14 protein-coding genes are annotated in these 18,746 nt (G+C 65.2%); 9 read left to right on the top strand and 5 right to left on the bottom strand.

Annotated features, from left to right (window positions below; translation table 11 throughout):
- Positions 1-101 precede the first annotated feature (101 nt).
- Entirely contained in the window at positions 102-2,132 is a 2,031-nt protein-coding gene (locus tag RBA41_RS24880; RefSeq protein ID WP_306626919.1) for a TonB-dependent receptor, read from the bottom strand.
- 178 nt (positions 2,133-2,310) lie between these two features.
- Here RBA41_RS24880 and RBA41_RS24875 point away from each other — a divergent pair, with 178 nt between their 5' ends.
- The 5 genes from RBA41_RS24875 (at position 2,311) to RBA41_RS24855 (ending at position 6,710) form a co-directional block, all read left to right on the top strand.
- A complete protein-coding gene (locus RBA41_RS24875) occupies positions 2,311-3,108 on the top strand; it encodes a hypothetical protein (RefSeq protein WP_306626918.1) in 798 nt (265 codons plus the stop codon).
- On the top strand, positions 3,105-4,484 hold the full coding sequence (locus tag RBA41_RS24870) for a hypothetical protein (RefSeq protein WP_306626917.1): 1,380 nt from the start codon (positions 3,105-3,107) through the stop codon (positions 4,482-4,484). The genes RBA41_RS24875 and RBA41_RS24870 overlap by 4 nt, the downstream gene beginning before the upstream one ends.
- Positions 4,485-4,521: 37 nt before the next feature.
- Positions 4,522-5,322, top strand: a complete 801-nt coding sequence (locus tag RBA41_RS24865; protein WP_306626916.1) for a hypothetical protein — start codon at positions 4,522-4,524, stop codon at positions 5,320-5,322.
- Complete coding sequence (locus tag RBA41_RS24860) at positions 5,319-6,383, top strand: hypothetical protein (protein ID WP_306626915.1); 1,065 nt, start codon at positions 5,319-5,321, stop codon at positions 6,381-6,383. The genes RBA41_RS24865 and RBA41_RS24860 overlap by 4 nt, the downstream gene beginning before the upstream one ends.
- A 105-nt stretch (positions 6,384-6,488) precedes the next feature.
- Positions 6,489-6,710, top strand: a complete 222-nt coding sequence (locus tag RBA41_RS24855) for a hypothetical protein (protein ID WP_306626914.1) — start codon at positions 6,489-6,491, stop codon at positions 6,708-6,710.
- 2 nt (positions 6,711-6,712) lie between these two features.
- Here the strand turns inward: RBA41_RS24855 and RBA41_RS24850 are convergent, their stop codons facing one another.
- Both RBA41_RS24850 and greB read right to left on the bottom strand, forming a co-directional pair.
- Complete coding sequence (locus tag RBA41_RS24850) at positions 6,713-8,041, bottom strand: DUF3422 family protein (RefSeq protein WP_306626913.1); 1,329 nt, start codon at positions 8,039-8,041, stop codon at positions 6,713-6,715.
- 23 nt (positions 8,042-8,064) lie between these two features.
- Positions 8,065-8,628, bottom strand: a complete 564-nt coding sequence (greB, locus tag RBA41_RS24845; RefSeq protein ID WP_306626912.1) for a transcription elongation factor GreB — start codon at positions 8,626-8,628, stop codon at positions 8,065-8,067.
- A gap of 13 nt (positions 8,629-8,641) precedes the next feature.
- On the opposite strand from greB, the gene RBA41_RS24840 reads away from it, so the two are divergent.
- Positions 8,642-9,259, top strand: a complete 618-nt coding sequence (locus RBA41_RS24840; protein WP_306626911.1) for a PEP-CTERM sorting domain-containing protein — start codon at positions 8,642-8,644, stop codon at positions 9,257-9,259.
- A 36-nt stretch (positions 9,260-9,295) separates the two neighbouring features.
- On the opposite strand, the gene RBA41_RS24835 is transcribed toward RBA41_RS24840, so the two are convergent.
- Together RBA41_RS24835 and RBA41_RS24830 are read right to left on the bottom strand one after the other, a co-directional pair.
- Entirely contained in the window at positions 9,296-10,006 is a 711-nt protein-coding gene (locus tag RBA41_RS24835) for a phosphodiester glycosidase family protein (RefSeq protein ID WP_306626910.1), read from the bottom strand.
- 41 nt (positions 10,007-10,047) lie between these two features.
- Entirely contained in the window at positions 10,048-14,940 is a 4,893-nt protein-coding gene (locus RBA41_RS24830) for a putative Ig domain-containing protein (RefSeq protein WP_306626909.1), read from the bottom strand.
- A 212-nt stretch (positions 14,941-15,152) separates the two neighbouring features.
- On the opposite strand from RBA41_RS24830, the gene RBA41_RS24825 reads away from it, so the two are divergent.
- The 3 genes from RBA41_RS24825 to RBA41_RS24815 all read left to right on the top strand — a co-directional run bounded on the left by RBA41_RS24825 (position 15,153) and on the right by RBA41_RS24815 (position 18,741).
- Positions 15,153-16,352 carry a sensor histidine kinase gene (locus RBA41_RS24825; protein WP_306626908.1) on the top strand — a complete coding sequence of 400 codons (1,200 nt, stop codon included), beginning with the start codon at positions 15,153-15,155 and terminating at the stop codon, positions 16,350-16,352.
- 9 nt (positions 16,353-16,361) lie between these two features.
- Entirely contained in the window at positions 16,362-17,009 is a 648-nt protein-coding gene (locus RBA41_RS24820) for a response regulator (protein WP_306626907.1), read from the top strand.
- A gap of 136 nt (positions 17,010-17,145) precedes the next feature.
- A complete protein-coding gene (locus RBA41_RS24815) occupies positions 17,146-18,741 on the top strand; it encodes a GGDEF domain-containing protein (protein ID WP_306626906.1) in 1,596 nt (531 codons plus the stop codon).
- Positions 18,742-18,746: the final 5 nt, after the last annotated feature.

Raw genomic sequence — 18,746 nt, 5'->3', positions numbered from 1 at the left:
AGCGCATCGGCGTGCGCACGGTTGGGATGTTGATTGATAGATAATTCCTGTTCTGTAAGGCATTCGCGTCACAGTCTATCAGCCTTGTTGCTCCGCACGCCTCAAAATGATGAACTCAGCGTCAGCCGGAACGAGCGCGATTCGGTCGGGTGGAAATGGATGTCCTCGACCGGCCCGGCCTCCCCTTGCAGGCGCGATTCGTAGAAATAATCGATCGCCGAACTGCGCCGGTTGGCCAGGTTGAAGCCTTCCAGTTCCAGCTTGAGACGCTTGCCCGGCTTGTAGCCGACGCGCCCGTTCAGGGTGGTCGTCGAGCGCGACCGCACGCTGTTGTCTTCGATCAGCGGACGCGGACCAAAATAGCGCAGCTGCAAGGCCCCGAACCACGGACCGAGATTGTCGAGCGCCAGCGCCAGCGAGGCCACGCCTTCGACCGCGCCGGGAATGCGCCGTCCGGCCGGATCGGCATTCCGAAAGCGCGCGCGCGCAAACGCCACATCGGCATCGATGCTCATCGACTCGCTCGGCTTGTAGTAATTGGAAAACTCGACGCCGCTGCGGCGGCTCGGCCGGCCCGCCTCGGTGGTCCCCGCGTCACCCACGAACACCAGTTCCGAATCGACATCGAGCTGGTACAGCGACAGCGAACTTTGCAAGCCGGGCAGCGCTTCGCTGCGCAGGCCCACTTCATAGCCGCGCGCCTTGACCAGCGGCGTCACCCGGTCGGTCGGCTCGCCGCTTTTCGGGTCGGTGCGGATCGTGGTGCCGCGCGCGTCGTTGCTGTGAAAGCCGGTGCCGGCATTCAGGTACAGCTCGGTCTTGCGCCACGGGCCGACAATCAGGCTCAGGGTCGGACTGGCGCGCCTGGCGCTGGCGCGGCCGCTGTTGTCAGGCAAGATGCTGTCGACATCGAAACGATAGTGATCGACGCGCACCCCGGCCACCGAGCGGAACAGGGGCGTCCAGCGCGTGCTGTTCTCGTAAAACACGGCGGCGCTGGTTTCGACGATGTGATCCTCGCGCGTGGTGGCGCGGCGCCGGCGCGCGACGGTGTCGTACAGGCCGTTGTGGATATTGTCGTTCTGGAACTGCACGCCGACCCGGTGGCTGCCCCAGCGGTGCTCGGCGTTCAGGGCGCTGGTGACGCGCCGGTCCGGCTGGCTGAACTGGTCGCCGTTGACCGGGTCGTCCAGGAAATAGGTGAAGTTCGAGTACAGCTCAAGCCGGTTCGCCGCCACCGACGCATTCACCTTCGTCACGCCGGCCGCCGATGCGGCGTGCCAGCCGCCGGACAGGCTGTAGCGGCGCGCACTGCCGCCGTCGCTGGCGTCGACCGTGTCGAAGCGCCCCAGGCGGCCATCGGCGAGCGCGCGCCGGGGAATCTGGTCGCTCGCGTTCCAGCGCGCCCGGTAGGCCATGGCCGTGAGGTTCAAGCCATTGGCGGCGTCGCCCTGGCTGAAGCGCAGCACGCCGTTGACCTTGTTGTAATCGTCGCCGCGGGTGAACGGCCCGTCGTTATGGAACGATTCCAGCGCGTACAGCAGCCTGCCCTTGCCGAGCGCGGGCGAATCGGCCAGCAGCGCGCGCCGGTAGCCGTTCTGCCCCAGGCCCAGGCTGGCGATGCCTTCCGGCAGGGTGTCGGCGTAACGTACCGCCAGCGCGCCGGCGGCCGCGAAGTCGCCTTCGTCGGCATGGTACGGGCCCTTGCGGTATTCCAGGCGGTTGGCCAGTTCGGGAATCAGGAAGTTCAGGTCGGTCCAGCCCTGCCCGTGGGCGTGGCTGCGCTGGTTGACCAGCATGCCGTCCACCGTAGTGCGCAAGTCGGTGCCGTGGTCGAGGTTAAAGCCGCGCAGGTAAAACTGGTTGGCCTTGCCCTCGCCGCTGTGCTGGCTGACGATCAGCCCGGGCGTGGCTTCCAGCAGCTCGCCGGGACGGTACACCGAGCGCGCCGCCAGTTGCTGCTGGGTGACCAGGCCGGCATTGGCGGAATCGGCCACGCCGAGCTGGCTGACGCGCGAGGCGGCCACCACCACTTGCGGCAGCGGTTCCGCTGGCTCGCCGGCGTGGACCAGGGCCGAGGCGCCCAGCAGCAAGGCACAAAAAGGATGGCGTACAAGTCGGTAATCGTGCATGGGCAGGCCTGTGATGAAGTGGGAAAGCGGTGAAATAAACTGCGGTCTCATCCTTTATTCGGCCGCCCCACGATTTCGGATTCAACTATGTGACGTGGCATCCGATCGATGCCGCATGTTGATCATGTGTTAACATCGCTACTCGCATCCACCCTTGTCAGCTGTCGGAAGAGTCTCCATGGCCTATCGCCGTTTGTTCAGCACGCTCCCCTTTTGCCTTGCGCTTGCGTTCATGGGCAGCGCCGGCGCCGTCGAGCGCACCGAAACCGTCGAGTGCGAGCTGGCCGATGGCAGTGCCTTCATCCTCCAGGCGAAACATCAGTGGACCCCGCTGGCGGTGTTCGCGCGCCATGCCAGCGCGCGCGAGGACCAGAGCGGTTTCAAGGTGTCCTACCGCGCGCGCGGCAGCAGGGAACTGGTGGACACCGGCGCAGAACTGGCACATCAGCGCCTGGACCAACGCGCCAATATGGAAGCCCTGTGCGCCCGCCTGGGCATATACGAAGAACAGCCGGGCACCGGTGCTTCCCTGCGCATGCCGGGAGAAAAACGCTTCTGGGTCCCGGCGCCCACCGGCATGGGCGACCTCTACGAAGTGGGAAAGCAGCGCATCGATGCGCAGTTGAAGCAGCGCGGCTTGCACCTGATGGATAAAAACAGCGCCATGGCCATCCGCCAGGGCAAGCTGGTGCAGGAACTGCCCTTGTACGACACCAACGCGCCGGCCTGCGCCGACCGCAACGCTCAGCAGTGTCCGGTGAGCGCCGTGCTGCGCACGACGTCAAGCGACCGGGGCGAAACCTGGCAGCCGGCCAGCATCGAAACCGCGCCCTATTTCTTCAAGACCGGCGTGGCGCTCGCGCGGCAGGCCGGCGTGGCTCGCCCTTCCGCGCGCAGCCTGCGCAACTACCGTAACCGCGACGAGAACGGCGCCGAGCCGCTTGAGCAGCCATGCCAGAAAAAATGCACCGAATGAAAACATCCCTTGTGACCGCGCTGGTGCTGGGCCTGCACGCCCACTCGAGCTTTGCCCAGGACCGGCTGGAATGCGTGCTGCCCCAGGGCGGCCGCATCGTGATGGAGGGAGATTGCAAAGCGCTGTACGGCAATGACCCGGCAACCTGCGATACGCAGTACGCCACGCGCTACCTCGGGCCGGACGGGGCCGCGCCGGTCGAGCTGGGCATCACCTCGATGCGCCGCACCGACGATTCGGGTACGCCGGCGCAAATGTGCGCCAATTTTTATGTCCGCGACGGTGCCGTGCATGCGGGCGGCGCCGAGTATGGCCAATACCGTACCGTCGCCAAGGGCCGGCTTGCTTCCCTGGAAGCGAAACCGCACTACGACAAAGAAGTGGAAAAGCAGGCCAACCGCGAATCGGCCCGGCGTGCGCTGAGCCGTCCCGGCTATACGCGCATGGCGGTGCAGGGCACCACCTGGGTGGTCGAAGACGCGCTCACGCGCTGGCACTGGGGCCACTATGCCGATGCCGATTTTTACCGGCAGCCGCTGTCGCACGTGTCGCAAACGCTGTCCACCGACCAAGGCAAGAGCTGGAGCGCCCCGGTCATCACCAGCGCGTCCAGATTATTCGCCATCGGCACATCGGCGCAGGACCAGCCGGACGCCGCCAAACCCGCTGCCTCGACCATCGCCTACAAACGCCAGGGACGGCGCGCGCTGCTGGAACAAGGCAAGCAGCTGGTATTGCGTTGCCGCCTGCCCGATCAATCCGAATTTATTCTCTCCGGCATGTTGCAGGATGACGAAGATGAGAACCGCCAGTCCGGCGGCGAACTGCAGCCCTTCGTGCCGCTCGCCTCGGTCAGCTATGTGGCCGCACCGGGCCGCGCCGCCATCAGCGTGGACCCCGACCTGGCCTTGCTCATGGGCTTGCCGACGGCGGCCGCGGGTCCCGCGCAGGATCAGGTCTGCAACGGCGCCGGCCTTGCCAACGGGGTTCCCTACATCGGCATCACCATGCTCGACCAGGACGGCAAGCGCTTCACCCGATTCGACTATCCGGAGAAGATCTGGTTTCCGGGCGACCCGCCGCGCCAGGTCAGGGAGATGCTGATGCGTCAGGAACTGACTTATGGCATCAACGTGGCAGTCAGCCGCCGGGGCAAGCTGATCGGGCTGGAATACCCGCTCGTGTCGCACGCCTGCGCCAACGGTGCCCGGGGCGACCAGGTCCCCGTCTGCCCGGTCGGCGGCGTGCTGCGCAGCGAATCGCATGACAACGGGGTCAGCTGGTCAGACCTGGCCGTATCCAAAACCTCCTGGATCTTCACGCAAGGTAAGGCGCTCGAACAGCAGCCCGGCAGGGCCACGCTGCAACGCCGGTAAGCCTGCCCACCTCCATCACCTTTCCGGAAGCAACTCCATGGGTTATCGCTGTTTTCTGCACACGCTCTCCTTCTGCCTTGCCGCCGCGTTCATGGGCCAGGCCTGCGCCGTCGAGCGCACCGAAACTGTCGAATGCGAGCTGGCCGAAGGCGGCGCTTTCATCCTGCAGGCAAAACATGACTGGGCGCAGCCGGGTGACTTCTCGAGCCGTCGCACCCACCGCGACGACCAGCAAGACTTCAAGGTGTATTACCGCGCGCGCGGCACCGGCAATCTGGTGTACACGGGCGCAAACCTGGAATATCTGAATTTGCAGCAACGGCGCACTCTGGAACTTCTGTGCTCCCGCCTGGGCAGCCACCAGGGCCAGCCGGGTACCGGTCTGTCCCTGCGCATGCCGGGAGAAAAACGCTTCTGGGTACCGGCGCGCACCGGCAAGAGCGACCTCGACAAAGAGGAACAAAAGCGTATCGATGCTCTGTTAACCCAGCGCGGCTTGCGCGTGATGGGCAAAAACGGCGCCCTGGCCATCCGCCAGGGCAAGCTGGTGCAGGAGCTGCCCTTGTACGCGACCGACGTTCCCGCCTGCGCCGAAACCAATGCCCAGCAATGCCCGGTGAGCGCCGTGCTGCGCATGAGCTCGAGCGACCGTGGCGACACCTGGCAGCCGGCCAGTATCGAGGCCGCGCCCTACTTTTTCGAGACCGGCATGGCGCTTGCGCGGCAAGCCGGCCTCGCCCACCCTTCCGCGCGCAGCCTGCGCAATTACCGCAACCGCGACGAGAGCGGCGCCACGCCGCTTGAGCAGCCATGCCTGAAAGAAGAATGCACCGAATGAAAACCGCCCTCGTGACCGTGCTGGTGCTGGGCCTGCATGCCCGGTCCGGCTTTGCCCGGGACACCCTGGAATGCGTGCTGCCCCAGGGCGGCCGTATTGTGATGGAGGCGCACTGCAAAGCGCCTGCCGGAGTCCGTCCGGCAGGCTGCGCTACCAGGTACGACACGCGCTACCTCGCACCGGGCGGCGCCGCACCGGTCGATCTGGGAAGCACATCGCTGGAGCGCCCCGACGACGCGGCTACGCCGGCGGCAATGTGCGCCAAATTTTATGTCAGGGGCGACAGCGTCCATGCACCCGCTTTCGGCAAGGGGCAGTACCGCAGCATCGCCAAGGGCCAGGTCGCGTCGTTGAAAGCGCACCGTCCTCACGATGAAGAGGTCGAAACACAGGCCAATCGCGGCTCCGCCCGGGAAGCCCTGAACTATACCGGCTACAGGCGCGTGGCGGTACTCGGCACCACGTGGGTGCTCGAAGAAGCGCTCACGCGCCGCTACCTGGGCCACTACGCGGATGCCGATGTGTACCGCGCGCCGCTGTCGCACGTATTGCAAATGCAATCGACCGACCAGGGGGACAGATGGAGCGAGCCGGTCGTCACCAGCGCATCCAAATTGTTCACCATCGGCAAATCGGCGCTGGACCAGCCGGACGCCGCCAGGCCAGGCTTTGCACCCGATGAAGACAAACGCCGGGACCGGCGAATTGTGCTGGCACAGGGCAAGCCACTGGTGATGCGTTGCCGCCTGCCCGATCAATCCGAATTTATTCTCTCCGGTAAGCAGCCGGATGACGAAGAGATCAAGCGCGAATGGCGCGGCGAAAGGTCGATCTTCGTGCAACTGGTCTCGCTTGCCTATGTCGCCGCACCCGGCCGCGCAGCCATCGACGTGGAACCCGAACTGTCGATGCTCACGTTCCTGGCGGACGTTCCGAGACCCAAGCGAGACGAGATCTGCGGCAGCGCCGGCGTGGCCAATGGCGTTCCCTACATCGGCATCACCATGCTCGACCGGGACCGCAAGCGCTTCACGCGTTTTACGTATCCGGACAAGATCTAGTATCCGGAGGCGCTGCCGCCCGAAGTCAGCGCGTCGCTCAAGGGGCAGAACCTGACCTGGGGCAGGCAAGCCGAACCGCCTGCCGCGGTGACCCGGCGCAACAACGTGATGGCGCTGGAATACCCGGTCGTGCCCGAGGGCTGCGGCGGCGGCGACCCTCGCGGCGTCAAGCCGCCTGTCTGCACGGTCAGCGCCGTGCTGCGCAGCGAATCCCACGACAACGGCGTCAGCTGGTCCGACCTGGCCTTTTCCACCACGTCCTGGATCTTCGCGCCAGGCAAGCCGGTCGACCAGCAGCCGGGCCGCGCCACATTGGCAAGCGAGTAAGCCTAGCGGCTCACGTGGTGATGCATGCGGCGCAGCCCCAGCCAGACAACGGCGAGCATCACCGGCATGGCGGCGCCGGTCACCATGTCCGGGTTGATCGGCACGCCGGCCGCCTTCATGGCCTTGCCCGCATACGCGATCAGCCCGATCGAATAGTAGGAAATGGCCACCACCGACAAGCCCTCCACCGCCTGCTGCAAGCGCAGCTGCTGGGCCGCGCGGGCGTTGAGCGACTCCAGGATGCGCCGGTTTTGCTGCTCCTGCACGATGCCCACGCGCGTGCGCAGCAAGTCGTTGGTGCGGCCGATGCGCTCGGCCAGCGCTTCCTGGCGCCGCACGGTCGACTCGCACGTGTTCATGGCCGGGGCCAGGCGCCGGTCCATGAATTCGCGGATGGTCGGCACGCCCGGAATGCGGGCTTCGCGCAACTCCTCGATGCGCGCCTGCACCAGCCGGTAATACGCTTTTGAGGCGGCGAAACGGTAACTGTTTTCCAGCGCCAGCTTTTCCATGCGCGCAGCCAGCACCGTGATTTTGTGCAGCAATTCGCGCTCGTCGTCAGGGGCGTCGGGGGCGTCCGATACCGCGTCGCCGGCATCGGTCATGCCGGCCGACAAGCGCGCCAGGTCCGCCTCGATGCCGTTGAGCACGGGGGCGGCCAGCTGCGCTTGCGGCAAGCCGAGCAGCGCCATCATGCGGTAGGTTTCAATTTCCAGCACCCGCTGCACCAGGCGCCCGGCCTGCTGGTACTGCATGCCCAGGTCCTGGATCACCACCCTGCCAAATCCATCGGGCGCGATCGCGAAATCGGTCCAGACCTTGGCGAAATTCTGGCTGTCGCAGCCGACCAGCAGATTGCCGGCGAACACGTGGCGCATCTCGGTCAGCGAGGCGCTGACCTGCTGCAAGCTCACGTGGGTGGCGGCCATCACCGTGCCTTCCAGGCTCAGCAGCCACTCATCGGGAACATGGCGCAGCGGCACCTGCTCGAACGCCTGCTCGGCGGCGACCGGCTTGGCGCGCTGCTCGGCGAAGGTGTAGGTGGAAAACTCGGTGTGCGATTCCCATTGCAGGCGGAAATTGCCGAAATCGTGAAAGAAATAGCGCGCTTGCGGATGCGGCGGCGCCACCCCGAAGTGACGGCACAGGCCGGCAAGCAACCGGTTCTGGCATGCCAGCTGATGCGCATCGGCATCACCCTCCTCGCGCGCATAGACTGCCAGGTGGGTCAGCGTTTCGGAGCCGTTCAGGCGCAGCGACGGGCGCGAGTGGACCTCGGCCGCCAGCGGTATGCGCAGGGCGTGGTTGAAAGTGGCATGGGAAATCGACATCGGCAACTCGCTAAAATGAAAAATCAATCTCCGGCGGGGGCCGGATAGCGCACGCTGAGCACTTCCAGCTCATCCGGGCCGAGCGGCGTCTGCAAGGTGATCAGATCGCCTTCCCTGGCCTTGGTCAGGGCGCGCGCCACCGGCGAGACCCAGCTGATCTTGCCGTTCAGCGGATCGAGTTCATCGATGCCGACGATGGTGACGGTGTGCTCCTCGCCCGCGCTGTTGCAATAGGTGACGGTGGCGCCAAAGAAAATCTGGTCATTGCCATGTTGAACGCTGGGATCGACCACGGCGGCCGAATCCATGCGCTTGGTCAGGAAGCGGATGCGCCCGTCGATCTGGCGCAGGCGCCGCTTGCCGTAGATGTAGTCGCCGTTTTCCGAGCGGTCGCCGTTCGAGGCCGCCCAGTGCACCACCTTGACCACCTCGGGCCGCTCGACATCGATCAGCTGCAGCAGCTCATCCTTGATGCGCTGGTAGCCGGCCGGCGTGATGTAATTCTTGGCGCCCGCGGGAATGGCTTGCGCCAGCGCAATGGCTTCCTCGTCGTCGTTATCCGATTCTTTGACAAATGCTTTATTCATGCGTCTCATTGTAATGGCGCAGGCGCTTCCTGTCCGGGCGATACCCTATTTACGCGCTGTCAATGTTTTCACGTATCATGAAATCCAGAGGGAGGACCATGATTTGTTGGATGATTACGGGACGATCAGCGGCGCTTACGCCACTGGCAGCGCCAGCGCGACCAGTGCGCCCACCGGCATGCATGTGGAAGCGCATGTGAATTCGCTACCATCGAGCTTGGCGGCGCACGCCCACACGGCGCAAAGCCTCTACTTCACCCTGTCGCCTTCGACCAGGCTGTTGTTTTCGGCACAAGCCGATGCTTTCCTGGATGAGGATGGGATCGATCGGGCATCGTCGAATGCCCGCATGAGCGGCCAGTTGTTTTCGACCATCAACGGGGTGAGTGGATTCAGCGAATTTCACACGGGCTTCGATAGCAATGAGGGAAATGGCAGCCGGCTATTGGAAGGCGCGCTCAGTTCGGGAGCGGCCGTCGCCACCGGAACACTTTACGCCAGCACCATGATCAGCTTGGCCCACGATGGCGCCACCCCGACGTCGCCGGTACCTGAACCGGCAACGTATGGCATGCTGGCGGCCGGCCTGCTGGTGATCGGCGCGGCGCGCAGGAAAGCGCGCAAGGCCTGATGCAGGCACGCGCTGAGGCAGGCGACAGCGCCTGCCTCAGCGCTGGGCCGGCTCCACCACGCCCAGGATCGGTCCCAGCGGCGGGCCGAAGTCGGCACGCCCCAGTTCGGTCGAGAACAGGCTCGAGATCGAGCCGTCCAGGTACAGGGCGTTCTTGCAATGGAGCGTATCGCGGAAGTAGGCGGCGAATTCGTGCAAGGTGACCGGCACGTTGCTGATCACAAAAATCGCCTTGCCATCGAGCACGCCGACGCCATTGCGCACGTGGCGCGAGTGTGAGTCCGCCTCGAAGCGCGGATGCATCCTGCCGTCGATAACCAGCATGGGACCGGACTGGGTCGCCAGCCGCACCTGCGCGGCCTGCGCCGCGTAGGCCGTCGACTCGAGCACCTGCGGCCCGCTCTTGGTCAAAAAGAAAACGCCATTCGGCTTGAGGAAAAAATTGCCCTTGCCATCGGCCAGGTTCAGCGGCGCCAGTTCCTTGCCATTTTCCACATGCAAACCCACCGGCGCGAATCCCGGGTGGTACATGCCGGCGTTGACGGCAAATACCAGCCGCTGCTTGCGCTCCTGCAGCCACTCCTGCAGGCGGCCGAAGCCCTTGAAGGGCTGGCCCGTCTCGTCATTGAGAAACAGGCGCAGGTCCTGGCGCGCAGGATCGACCGTCACCACCGTGAAGCGGGCGTCGGCCGCCTGGCACAACTGGGCAGACAGGCAAACAAGCAGGGAGAACAGGAGTTTTTTCATCGCTCCAGTGTAAGGCATTTCCCCCTGGCGGACGCCGCCGCTTAGTACAGCATCGGCGACATATCGGCCAGCGCAGCGCCGGCCAGCAGCGTTTGCATGCCGCTGCCGAAGGTCGCGCTGCCGATGATGGCCAGCCCGGCGTTCATGCCCACTGCCGACAGGTCGCCGTCGACCGCGTAGTGGTAAGCGAGGTCGCCGCCGATGGCCGCGCTATCGCTGCCGCCGCGCGAAAACGCCGCCAGCGATGCCGCCATGCTCCAGCTGGTCAAGGAAGGGTCGGCGATGCGCGCCTGGTTGAACTGGCCGACCAGGCCGGCAAAGTCGAACAGCTCGACCTTGTTGTCGTTGATCGCGCTGGCCGAGCCGGGCACGTAATCGGCGCCGCCGGCGGTCACCACCTGCAAGGTCGACACGCTGCCGCCGCTCGAACCGTACCAGTTGGTGAAGGTGATCTGGTCGCTCGCGCCGATCGTCAGCACCAGCGCGGCACCGGCTTTTTTCAGCGACAGATCGGCATACACGATGCCATGGCCGAGCGAGAGCGTGTCGTCGTTGCCGCCGAACGCCAGCACCTGGTCCTGCCCATCGCCCTTGTTAAAGGCGAGCAGGTCGACCCCGGTCTGGACGTCGATCCTGTCGTTGCCCGTGCCGCCGATGAACAGTTCCCTGGCGACGCCGCCCGACAGGGAGTCGTTACCCGCACCGCCATGAAACACGTTCGACTCTTTCGACGTGTCGTTGAGCCGGTCGTTGCCTGCGCCGCCCAGCATGATGTCGTAGCCCAGGTTGCCGCTCAGGGTGTTGTCCGCGCCATTGCCCTTGATCAGGTTGTTGGTCGGATTGCCCATGCCGTTGATGGCCAACGTGCCCGTCAGGGTCAGCACTTCCACGTTGTGCGCCAGCGTCTTGGTAACCGAACTGAACAGCTGATCGAAGCCATTGCCGGCCCACTCGGTAATGATGTCGTCCACGTGATCGGCGTAATACGTATCGTTGCCGTTGTTGCCGGCCAGGGTGTCGGCACCCGCGCCACCGTCGAGCACGTTCGCGAGGTAATTGCCGGTGATCGCGTTGTTCAGCGCGTTACCGCTGCCATTGACCGCGCCGCTGCCGGTCAGGGTCAGGTTTTCCACGTTGGCCGGCAGCACGTAGCTCAGGCCGGTACTCACGCTATCGGTGCCCTCGCCCGCCGCTTCGGTCACCACATCGCCCGTCTGGTCAACCATATAGGTATCGTTGCCTTTGCCGCCAGCCATGCTGTCGGCACCATGGCCGCCGTCGAGGCGGTCGTTGCCGGCCAAGCCGAACAGGGTGTCGTTGTTGGCCTTGCCGGTGAGGATATCGTCACCGGCCGTGCCGGTCAGCGTCACGCTAGCGGTCTGGGTGATGGTCAGCGCCAGGCTCGCCGTCGCCGCCAGGCCGCCGGCGTCGGTGTAGCGCACGAGGACGTTGCTGCTGCCGGCGTCGCTGGAGGCCGGAGTACCGCTGAAGGTGCGCGTTGTCGCATTGAACGACAGCCACGCCGGCAGCGCGCCGGCGCTGTAGCTGCCGGTGTCGCCCGCGTCGGGATCGGCAAAGGTCGCCGTCGGCACGCTGTAGGTGAAAGCCACGCCGTCGGCCAGCGTCTTGGCCGCGAGCGGCGCCGCCAGCACCGGTGCGCGGTTGGTATTGGCGACGGTGATGTCGAACAGGCTCGATGCCGACAGGCCGCCCTGGTCGGTCGCGGTGGCCTTGAGCGCATAGCTGCCGCTATCGCTGTAGCCGGCCGTGCCGTTGATGGTCATCGTCGCCGGGCTGTACGACATCCACGCCGGCAGCGCGCTGCCATCGGCGCGGGTCACCACGACGCTGAGCACGTCGTTCGGATTGGCGTCCTGGAAAACCGGTGCGGACACCGAGAATGCCTTGCCTTCGGCCACGCTGCCGCCATTGCCCGGCGCGGAGACGGTCGGCGCCACATTGACGTCGGTCACCGTCAGGCGCAACACGTCGCTGGCCGCCATGGCGCCCTGGTCGGTGGCGCTCACGGTGATGTCGAGCACGGCGCTGTCGGCATGGCCGGGCGTGCCGCTGAAGGTGGCGCTGGCGGCGTCGAACTTGAGCCATGACGGCAGCGCCGCGCCGCTGGCCAGCTTGGCCGTGAGCGCCAGCGCGTCATACGTGTCCGGGTCGCTGAAGCTGCCGGCCGGAATGGTGAGTGCGAAGGCCGTGCCGGCGCTCGCCGCCGCGTCCGGCAGCGCCTTGGCCAGCACGGGGGCGCGGTTGACGTCGGTGACGATCACGTCAAACGTGCTGACGGCGGACAGGCCGCCCTGGTCGGTCGCCGTGACCCGGATACCGTAGGTGCCTGCCGCATCGTAGCCGGCGCTGCCCGTCAGGCCGTACTGGGCGACATCGTGCGCCATCCATGTCGGCAGGGCGCTGCCGTCCGCACTGGAGAGCGCAATGCTCAGCACGTCGCCCGGATTGGCATCCTTGAAGTCCGGAAGGCGCTGGTAAAAACCGTACCCTTCCTTGAGCGTGACATTGCCGCCCGACCAGACTAGCGTCGGGGACACGTTGGCGGCGGCGACCGTCATCCTGAAGGTGTCGGTGGCCGAGCGCGCCGTGGTGTCGGTGGCGGTAAGGAGCACCTCGAAGCTGCCCACGTCGGTGTTGCCCGGCGTGCCGACGAAGATGGCGTTGACTGCGTCGAAATACAGCCAGGACGGCAAGGCGCCGCCGCCGGCGTGCGCGGCCTTGTAGGTGAGCACGTCACCCGCATCGACATCGGTAAAGATGCCTGGTTTGATCTGCAGCGTGAACGGGCTGCCGACGCGCACATCGGCATCGTTCAGCGGGGTCTGCAGCACTGGCGCGTGCCCGTTCAGCTGGCCGATGGTGGTGGAGGTGCCGTCGGCAAAGTCGATGCGATCAAAACCCACGCCGCGATTGAACAGCTTGATCTGGTCGGTCGCGCCGTAATAGATGTGCTGCTCCGTGCCCGCCGAGACAAAGCGCAGGTCGGCGGCGGTGATGCCGGCGCCGAACTGCAGTACATTGCCTGGCCCGCCGTTGTGGGACAGTTCGTCGACCAGCGTCACGCCATCGCCGAGGGCGAAGACATAGGTATCGTCGCCGGCGCCGCCCATCAGGAAATCGTGGCCCGTCCCGGCGCGCAAAAGATCGCTGCCGGGGCCGCCCACCAGCACGTCGTCGCCGGCGCCGCCGTCGAGGGTATCGTTGCCGTCGCCGCCGTCGAGGTGATCGTTGCCGTCGCGCCCGAAGAGCAGATCGTCGCCGCTCCAGCCGTTGAGCATGTCGTGGCCACCCTTGCCGTCGATCCGGTCATTGCGCTCGGGGTAGCCCTCCAGCACATTATTGCCCTCGTCGCCGGTCTGGGTCAGGCTCATCTCGATCAGCCTGGCACTGTCCCAGCGGGTGCCGTCGGCGAACTGCAACTGCGCCGGCAAGTGCCACTGGACCGGTCCGGACGGGAGGGGTTCGGTAACCAAGTCCATTTGCAGCGTCGCGTTGCTGCCGGCGATGCGCAGCAGCACCTGATGCGGGCCTTGGGCCGCCAGGGTGACATCGGACGGGCGCACATCGGCCGCCATCACGACCGTGTTGCGGGTATCGTTGAGCGGCCCGGGCAGCAGTACCGTCTGGCCATTCTCGCGCCCGAACAGAATCATGTTGTTGCCCGCACCCGGTTCGAGGTGGTCGAAGCCGGCGCCGGGAATCAGGGTGTCGTCGCCGTTGCCGCCGCTCAGGAAGTCGTTGCCATTTCCGCCGATCAGGACATCGTTGCCATCCATGCCCAACAGGTGGTCGTCGCCGTCGCCGCCGGACAGCATGTCGCTCTCCCAGCTGCCGTACAGCGTGTCCGGCGCGCTGCCGCCGACCACGTCGGGCATCATGGGGCGCATGCTGGCCTGCTCGATCTGTTCGGAACTCCATAGCGTGCCGTCGGCAAAGGTAATGGTGGTGATGCCGCGGTTCGAGAAAAAGTCGGCCACGGTCAGGCTGTCGCCGCCGCCCCTGAGGGTCATCAGCAAATCGTTGCCCATGCCTTGCGCGGAACGGTCCAGCGCAATGGCGCCCGGCAGCACGTCGGCCAGCACGATGTTGTGGCGGGACTGCTCCCAGCTCTGTGGCGGCGCCAATTGCAGGCGATCCTCACCCCAGCCGCGGCTGAACAGATAGGTATTGTTGCCGGCGCCGCCATCCAGGCTATCGTTGCCGCTGCCGCCGTCAATGATATCGTCGACGGGGCCGGCCTGGATCCGGTCGTTGCCGGAGCCGCCCAGCAGCACCGCGCCATGCGGGCCGCCCATATTGGTCAACACGTCGTCGCCGGCGCCGCCGTCGATATAGGCGGCGTGGCCGTCGACCGTGTCGTTGCCGGCGCCGGCGTCCACATTGCCGTAAGCGTAAAAACGGTCGTCCAGCTCGCCCAGGGTGGTCAGCGGCATGCTGTCGAGCGCAAGCCGGGTCAGGATGGTTTCACGGTTCCACTGCATGCCGTCGGCGAACACGATCTGCTCGATGGCGCCCTGTTGCACCGGCACGCCGTTCATGTCCTGGGGGCGGTCGAAGAAGCGCTCGACCAGGATGCGGTCCATGGTGCCGCGGATTTCAATGTACAGGCCGGCGCCGAGACGCTGCAGGTAGATGTCGGCCGGCGCGATGCCGTCGCCGAACACGAGCCGGTCGTGCATGCCGGGCATGGTGCCGAATGCGCGCAGGGTGTCCTGGCCGTCGCCCCGGTTGAACACGACGGTATCGCTGCCCGGGCCACCGTCGATGGTGTCGTCGCCGGTGCCGCCGATCAGGGTATCGTTGCCATTCATGCCGTCGAGCATGTCGGCGCCGCCCTTGCCCTCCATGAGATCGTCACCCCAGGTACCAGGCAGGAAATTATTGCCACTATCGCCGACGATGGAATTTGCCATGAAATCATCCTGTAAATTATGTAAGTACATTGTTTTATAGAAATGATTACCAGTCGTCAAGTTTAATTCTTACATTAGTTGTAAAAAGATTTAGCCAGCTTGTCAGCACTGAAACGAACCCTGCGCCGGTCGCGCCATCGCGGTGCAAGGGGACAGCAGACCCCGCCGTTTTTCCCGTATGATTCCAAGCATTATTCTTCCGCCGACCCTTGATGAGCCCAGTTCCACCCACCATCGCCCACACCATGAAGCCGTTCGTCAGCAACACCCCGGCGCTGGTGTACCAGTTCGAACTGCATGCGGACGGCCGGGTGGCGTTTCCCTACCTGAGCGAGGGCTGCGCCGCCCTGCTCGGCCTGTCCGCCGCCGAGCTGCAGGCCGAACCCGGGCGCTTCATCGAACTGATCCTGCCGGAAGACCGCAAGAGCTACCTCGACGCCATGCACGCCTCGGCCGCCAGCCTGTCCGGCTGGAACTGGGAAGGCCGGGTCTGGATCCACGAATACAAGGACCAGAAATGGATCAACCTGCGTTCCACCCCGCGCGCCATGCCCGAACACCCCGGCAGCGTGCACTGGGAAGGCTTGATGACCAATATCACGGCCAGCAAGCTCGAACAGCTGGAAGTGACGCGCTCGCGCGCCCGCCTGGCCGAACTGGCCGCCCACCTGGAACACGTCAAGGAACAGGAGCGCACCCGCATCGCGCGCGAAATCCACGATGACCTGGGCGGCAACCTGACCGCCATCAAGATGGCCCTGATGATGCTGACCCAGCGCCTGCCGCCCGACCAGCCGCAGCTGGCCGAGCGCGCCGCCTATGTCGACTCGCTGGTCGACCGCACCATCGACGCGGTGCACCGCATTTCGCTCGACCTGCGCCCGTCGATGCTCGATTTCGGCATCGTCGCCGCGCTCGAATGGCAGGTCAAGGAATTCGAAAAGCAGAACGGCATCGCCTGCAGCTTCACCTGTCCGGACAAGGAAATCGACCTGCACCTGGACCATGCGACAGCGCTGTTCCGGATTTTCCAGGAAGCGCTGACCAATATCGCCAAGCATGCGCACGCCAGCCGGGTCGGGGTGCGCCTGCAATTGCTGCGCCAGCACATCGTCCTGACGATTGCCGACAACGGCGCCGGCATCGCCCAGGCCGACCGCCAGAAGCCGCAATCGTTCGGCCTGCGCGGCATGAGCGAGCGGGCCCAGGCGCTGGGCGGGACCATGGCCCTGGCCGATGCGCCCGGCGGCGGCACGGTGGTGACCATCAAAATTAAGCTGAGTATGGCCAGAGCGAGGATAATAGGGGATGAAACGCCCGAGTCCGCCGAGCCAGACGATATTACGCAGCCAGACGCGGCCGTCCCGGCCCACCTTGTACCACCGGCGCCCAGCGCCACCCGAACCGAGTAAGAAGCTGCAATGACCGACAAAGCCATCATCCGGGTCTTCATCGCCGACGATCATGCGATCGTGCGCGAAGGCTTGAAACAAATCCTGGCCGAGTCGCCCGACATCATCGTCGCCGGCGAAGCCGAAGACGGGGTCGACGCGATCAAGCATGTGCGCAAGGCCAGGTGCCACGTGATGCTGCTCGACATTTCCCTGCCCGACCGCAGCGGCATCGAGGTGCTCAAGCTGGTCAAGAAGGAGCATCCCGAACTGGCCGTGCTGATGCTGTCGATGCACCGCGAAGACCAGTACGCGATCCGCTCGCTCAAGGCCGGCGCGGCCGGCTACCTGACCAAGCAGAGCGCGCCGCGCGAACTGGTCACCGCCATCCGCCAGGTCGCCAGCGGGCAAAAGTACGTCAGCGCCGCCCTGGCCCAGGAACTGGCCAGCGCGGTCGGCGAGAACCACGACACGCCGCTGCACGACACCTTGTCGGACCGCGAATACCAGACCCTGACCATGATCGCTTCCGGCAAGACGGTGGGGGCGATCGCCAAGGAATTGTCGCTGTCGGTGAAGACCATCAGCGAATACCGCTCGCGCCTGCTTGTCAAGATGAAACTGAAGAACAGTGCCGAATTGACGCACTATGCGATCAAAAACCAGTTGATCGAATAAGTTTTTCCTGTACTGCGCGCCATGTTAATGCTCTGGAGTAAGATGCCTTATCCGCCTCTATTCTAGAGATGGCAGGAAACAAACTCGCTTATCATTGGCACATCAACGCCAAACCTGACTGAGGCACTGTTTTACCATGTCCACAACGCCGAACCCCGCCAGCGCCCAGAATCCCGCCGAGATCGCGCGCGAGGCATTCCGGCGCCTGGCCACGCGCCGCATCGCGCCAACCCCGGAAGCCTACCGCGAGATCTATAACGAAATCGCCGGCATCGCCGAGGCCCCCCCCGCGCGCGCGTCCGAGGCTGCGCCGCCCGCGCCCGAGGCCGGCGCGGGCGCCGAAAACGTGCTGGGCGACTTCGCGGCCAAACTGAGCGAGACGCCGGGCGAACTGGCCGATTTCGGGCGCCGCTTCGCGCGCGCGGTCAAGACGCGCGACTGGGATGGCTACGCGCGCAACCTGACCCAGCTGCTCGAGAAACACATCCGCAAGAGCGGCGGGATCGAGCTGTCGGCCATGTCCGACGAGCCGGACGCCAAGATCCTGCGCGACCTGCTCAGCCGCACCCTGAGTTTCGCCGTTGCCTCGCTGCTGGCCGATTCCCCGGCCCTGATGGCCGAAGCCGAAGCGCTGGGCGCCGCCGTCAAGGTGGCCGGCACCGACGAAGCCCTGAACGACGTCAGCGTGCGCCTCAAGCAGCTGTGTTACCAGATCGATATTAAAAGCGGCGACGTCGGCGAACAGCAGGAATTGCTGCTGCGCCTGTTCAAGCTGCTGCTGGAAAACGTCAGCGAACTGCTCGACGACGACAGCTGGCTGCGCGGCCAGATCGATTCGGTGCAGGAACTCATCGCCGGCCCGATCGACCAGCGCGCGCTGGAAGACGCCACCCGCAGCCTGAAGGAAGTCATCTACAAGCAGAGCCAGCTCAAGCACAGCCTGTCGGACGTCAAGCTGACGGTCAAGAACATGATGCTCACCTTCATCGACCGCTTGAGTTCCGTGGCGACCACGACCGGCGACTTCCACGAAAAGATCGGCTCCTTTTCCGAAAAGATCAGCCACACCGACAATATCGCCGAACTGAACGTGATTCTCGAGGAAGTGCTGCGCGAAACCCGCCTGGTGCAGACCGAAGCGCTCAAGTCGCGCGACCGCATGGTGCTGGCGCGCCAGGAAGTGCAGGAAGCCGAGCAGCGCATCCACACCCTGGAGGCCAAGCTCCAGCACATGAGCGAGCTGGTGCGCGAAGACCAGCTCACGGGCAGCCTGAACCGGCGCGGCCTGGACGATGTGTTCGAGCGCGAAACGGCCCGCTCCGACCGCCGCGGCACGCCGCTGTGCATCGCCATGCTCGACCTGGACGACTTCAAGCGCCTCAACGACACCTACGGCCACCTGGCCGGCGACGCCGCCCTCAAGCACCTGGTCAAGATTGTCAAGGAAACCATCCGCTCGATGGATGTGATCGCCCGTTTCGGCGGCGAGGAATTCCTGATCCTGCTGCCGGAAACGAATGTCGAAGCCGCCTCGCTGACCATGACGCGCCTGCAGCGCGACCTGACCAAGCATTTTTTCCTGCACGATAACGAGAAAGTACTGATCACCTTCTCGGCCGGGGTGGCCCTGCGCGCGCCCAACGAAGACCAGGCCAGCCTGGTGCGGCGCGCCGACAAGGCCATGTACCAGGCCAAGCAAACCGGCAAGAACCGCGTCGTGGTGGCCGACTGACCGCG

Source organism: Massilia scottii, assembly GCF_030846495.1.
Taxonomy (GTDB): Bacteria; Pseudomonadota; Gammaproteobacteria; order Burkholderiales; family Burkholderiaceae_D; genus Telluria_A; species Telluria_A violaceinigra.
The sequence above is the reverse complement of the archived record's forward strand: the minus strand, read 5'-3'. Positions and strand labels throughout refer to the sequence as shown.

What these genes read in the sequence shown, in the direction of transcription:
- RBA41_RS24820 (WP_306626907.1), top strand. Translation starts at nt 16,362, where the DNA reads ATGACCGACAAAGCCATCATCCGGGTCTTCATCGCCGACGATCATGCG.
- RBA41_RS24875 (WP_306626918.1), top strand. Translation starts at nt 2,311, where the DNA reads ATGGCCTATCGCCGTTTGTTCAGCACGCTCCCCTTTTGCCTTGCGCTT.
- RBA41_RS24825 (WP_306626908.1), top strand. Translation starts at nt 15,153, where the DNA reads ATGAGCCCAGTTCCACCCACCATCGCCCACACCATGAAGCCGTTCGTC.
- RBA41_RS24830 (WP_306626909.1), bottom strand. Translation starts at nt 14,940, where the DNA reads ATGGCAAATTCCATCGTCGGCGATAGTGGCAATAATTTCCTGCCTGGT.
- RBA41_RS24840 (WP_306626911.1), top strand. Translation starts at nt 8,642, where the DNA reads ATGGCGCAGGCGCTTCCTGTCCGGGCGATACCCTATTTACGCGCTGTC.
- greB (WP_306626912.1), bottom strand. Translation starts at nt 8,628, where the DNA reads ATGAATAAAGCATTTGTCAAAGAATCGGATAACGACGACGAGGAAGCC.
- RBA41_RS24860 (WP_306626915.1), top strand. Translation starts at nt 5,319, where the DNA reads ATGAAAACCGCCCTCGTGACCGTGCTGGTGCTGGGCCTGCATGCCCGG.
- RBA41_RS24850 (WP_306626913.1), bottom strand. Translation starts at nt 8,041, where the DNA reads ATGTCGATTTCCCATGCCACTTTCAACCACGCCCTGCGCATACCGCTG.
- RBA41_RS24880 (WP_306626919.1), bottom strand. Translation starts at nt 2,132, where the DNA reads ATGCACGATTACCGACTTGTACGCCATCCTTTTTGTGCCTTGCTGCTG.
- RBA41_RS24835 (WP_306626910.1), bottom strand. Translation starts at nt 10,006, where the DNA reads ATGAAAAAACTCCTGTTCTCCCTGCTTGTTTGCCTGTCTGCCCAGTTG.
- RBA41_RS24865 (WP_306626916.1), top strand. Translation starts at nt 4,522, where the DNA reads ATGGGTTATCGCTGTTTTCTGCACACGCTCTCCTTCTGCCTTGCCGCC.
- RBA41_RS24870 (WP_306626917.1), top strand. Translation starts at nt 3,105, where the DNA reads ATGAAAACATCCCTTGTGACCGCGCTGGTGCTGGGCCTGCACGCCCAC.
- RBA41_RS24815 (WP_306626906.1), top strand. Translation starts at nt 17,146, where the DNA reads ATGTCCACAACGCCGAACCCCGCCAGCGCCCAGAATCCCGCCGAGATC.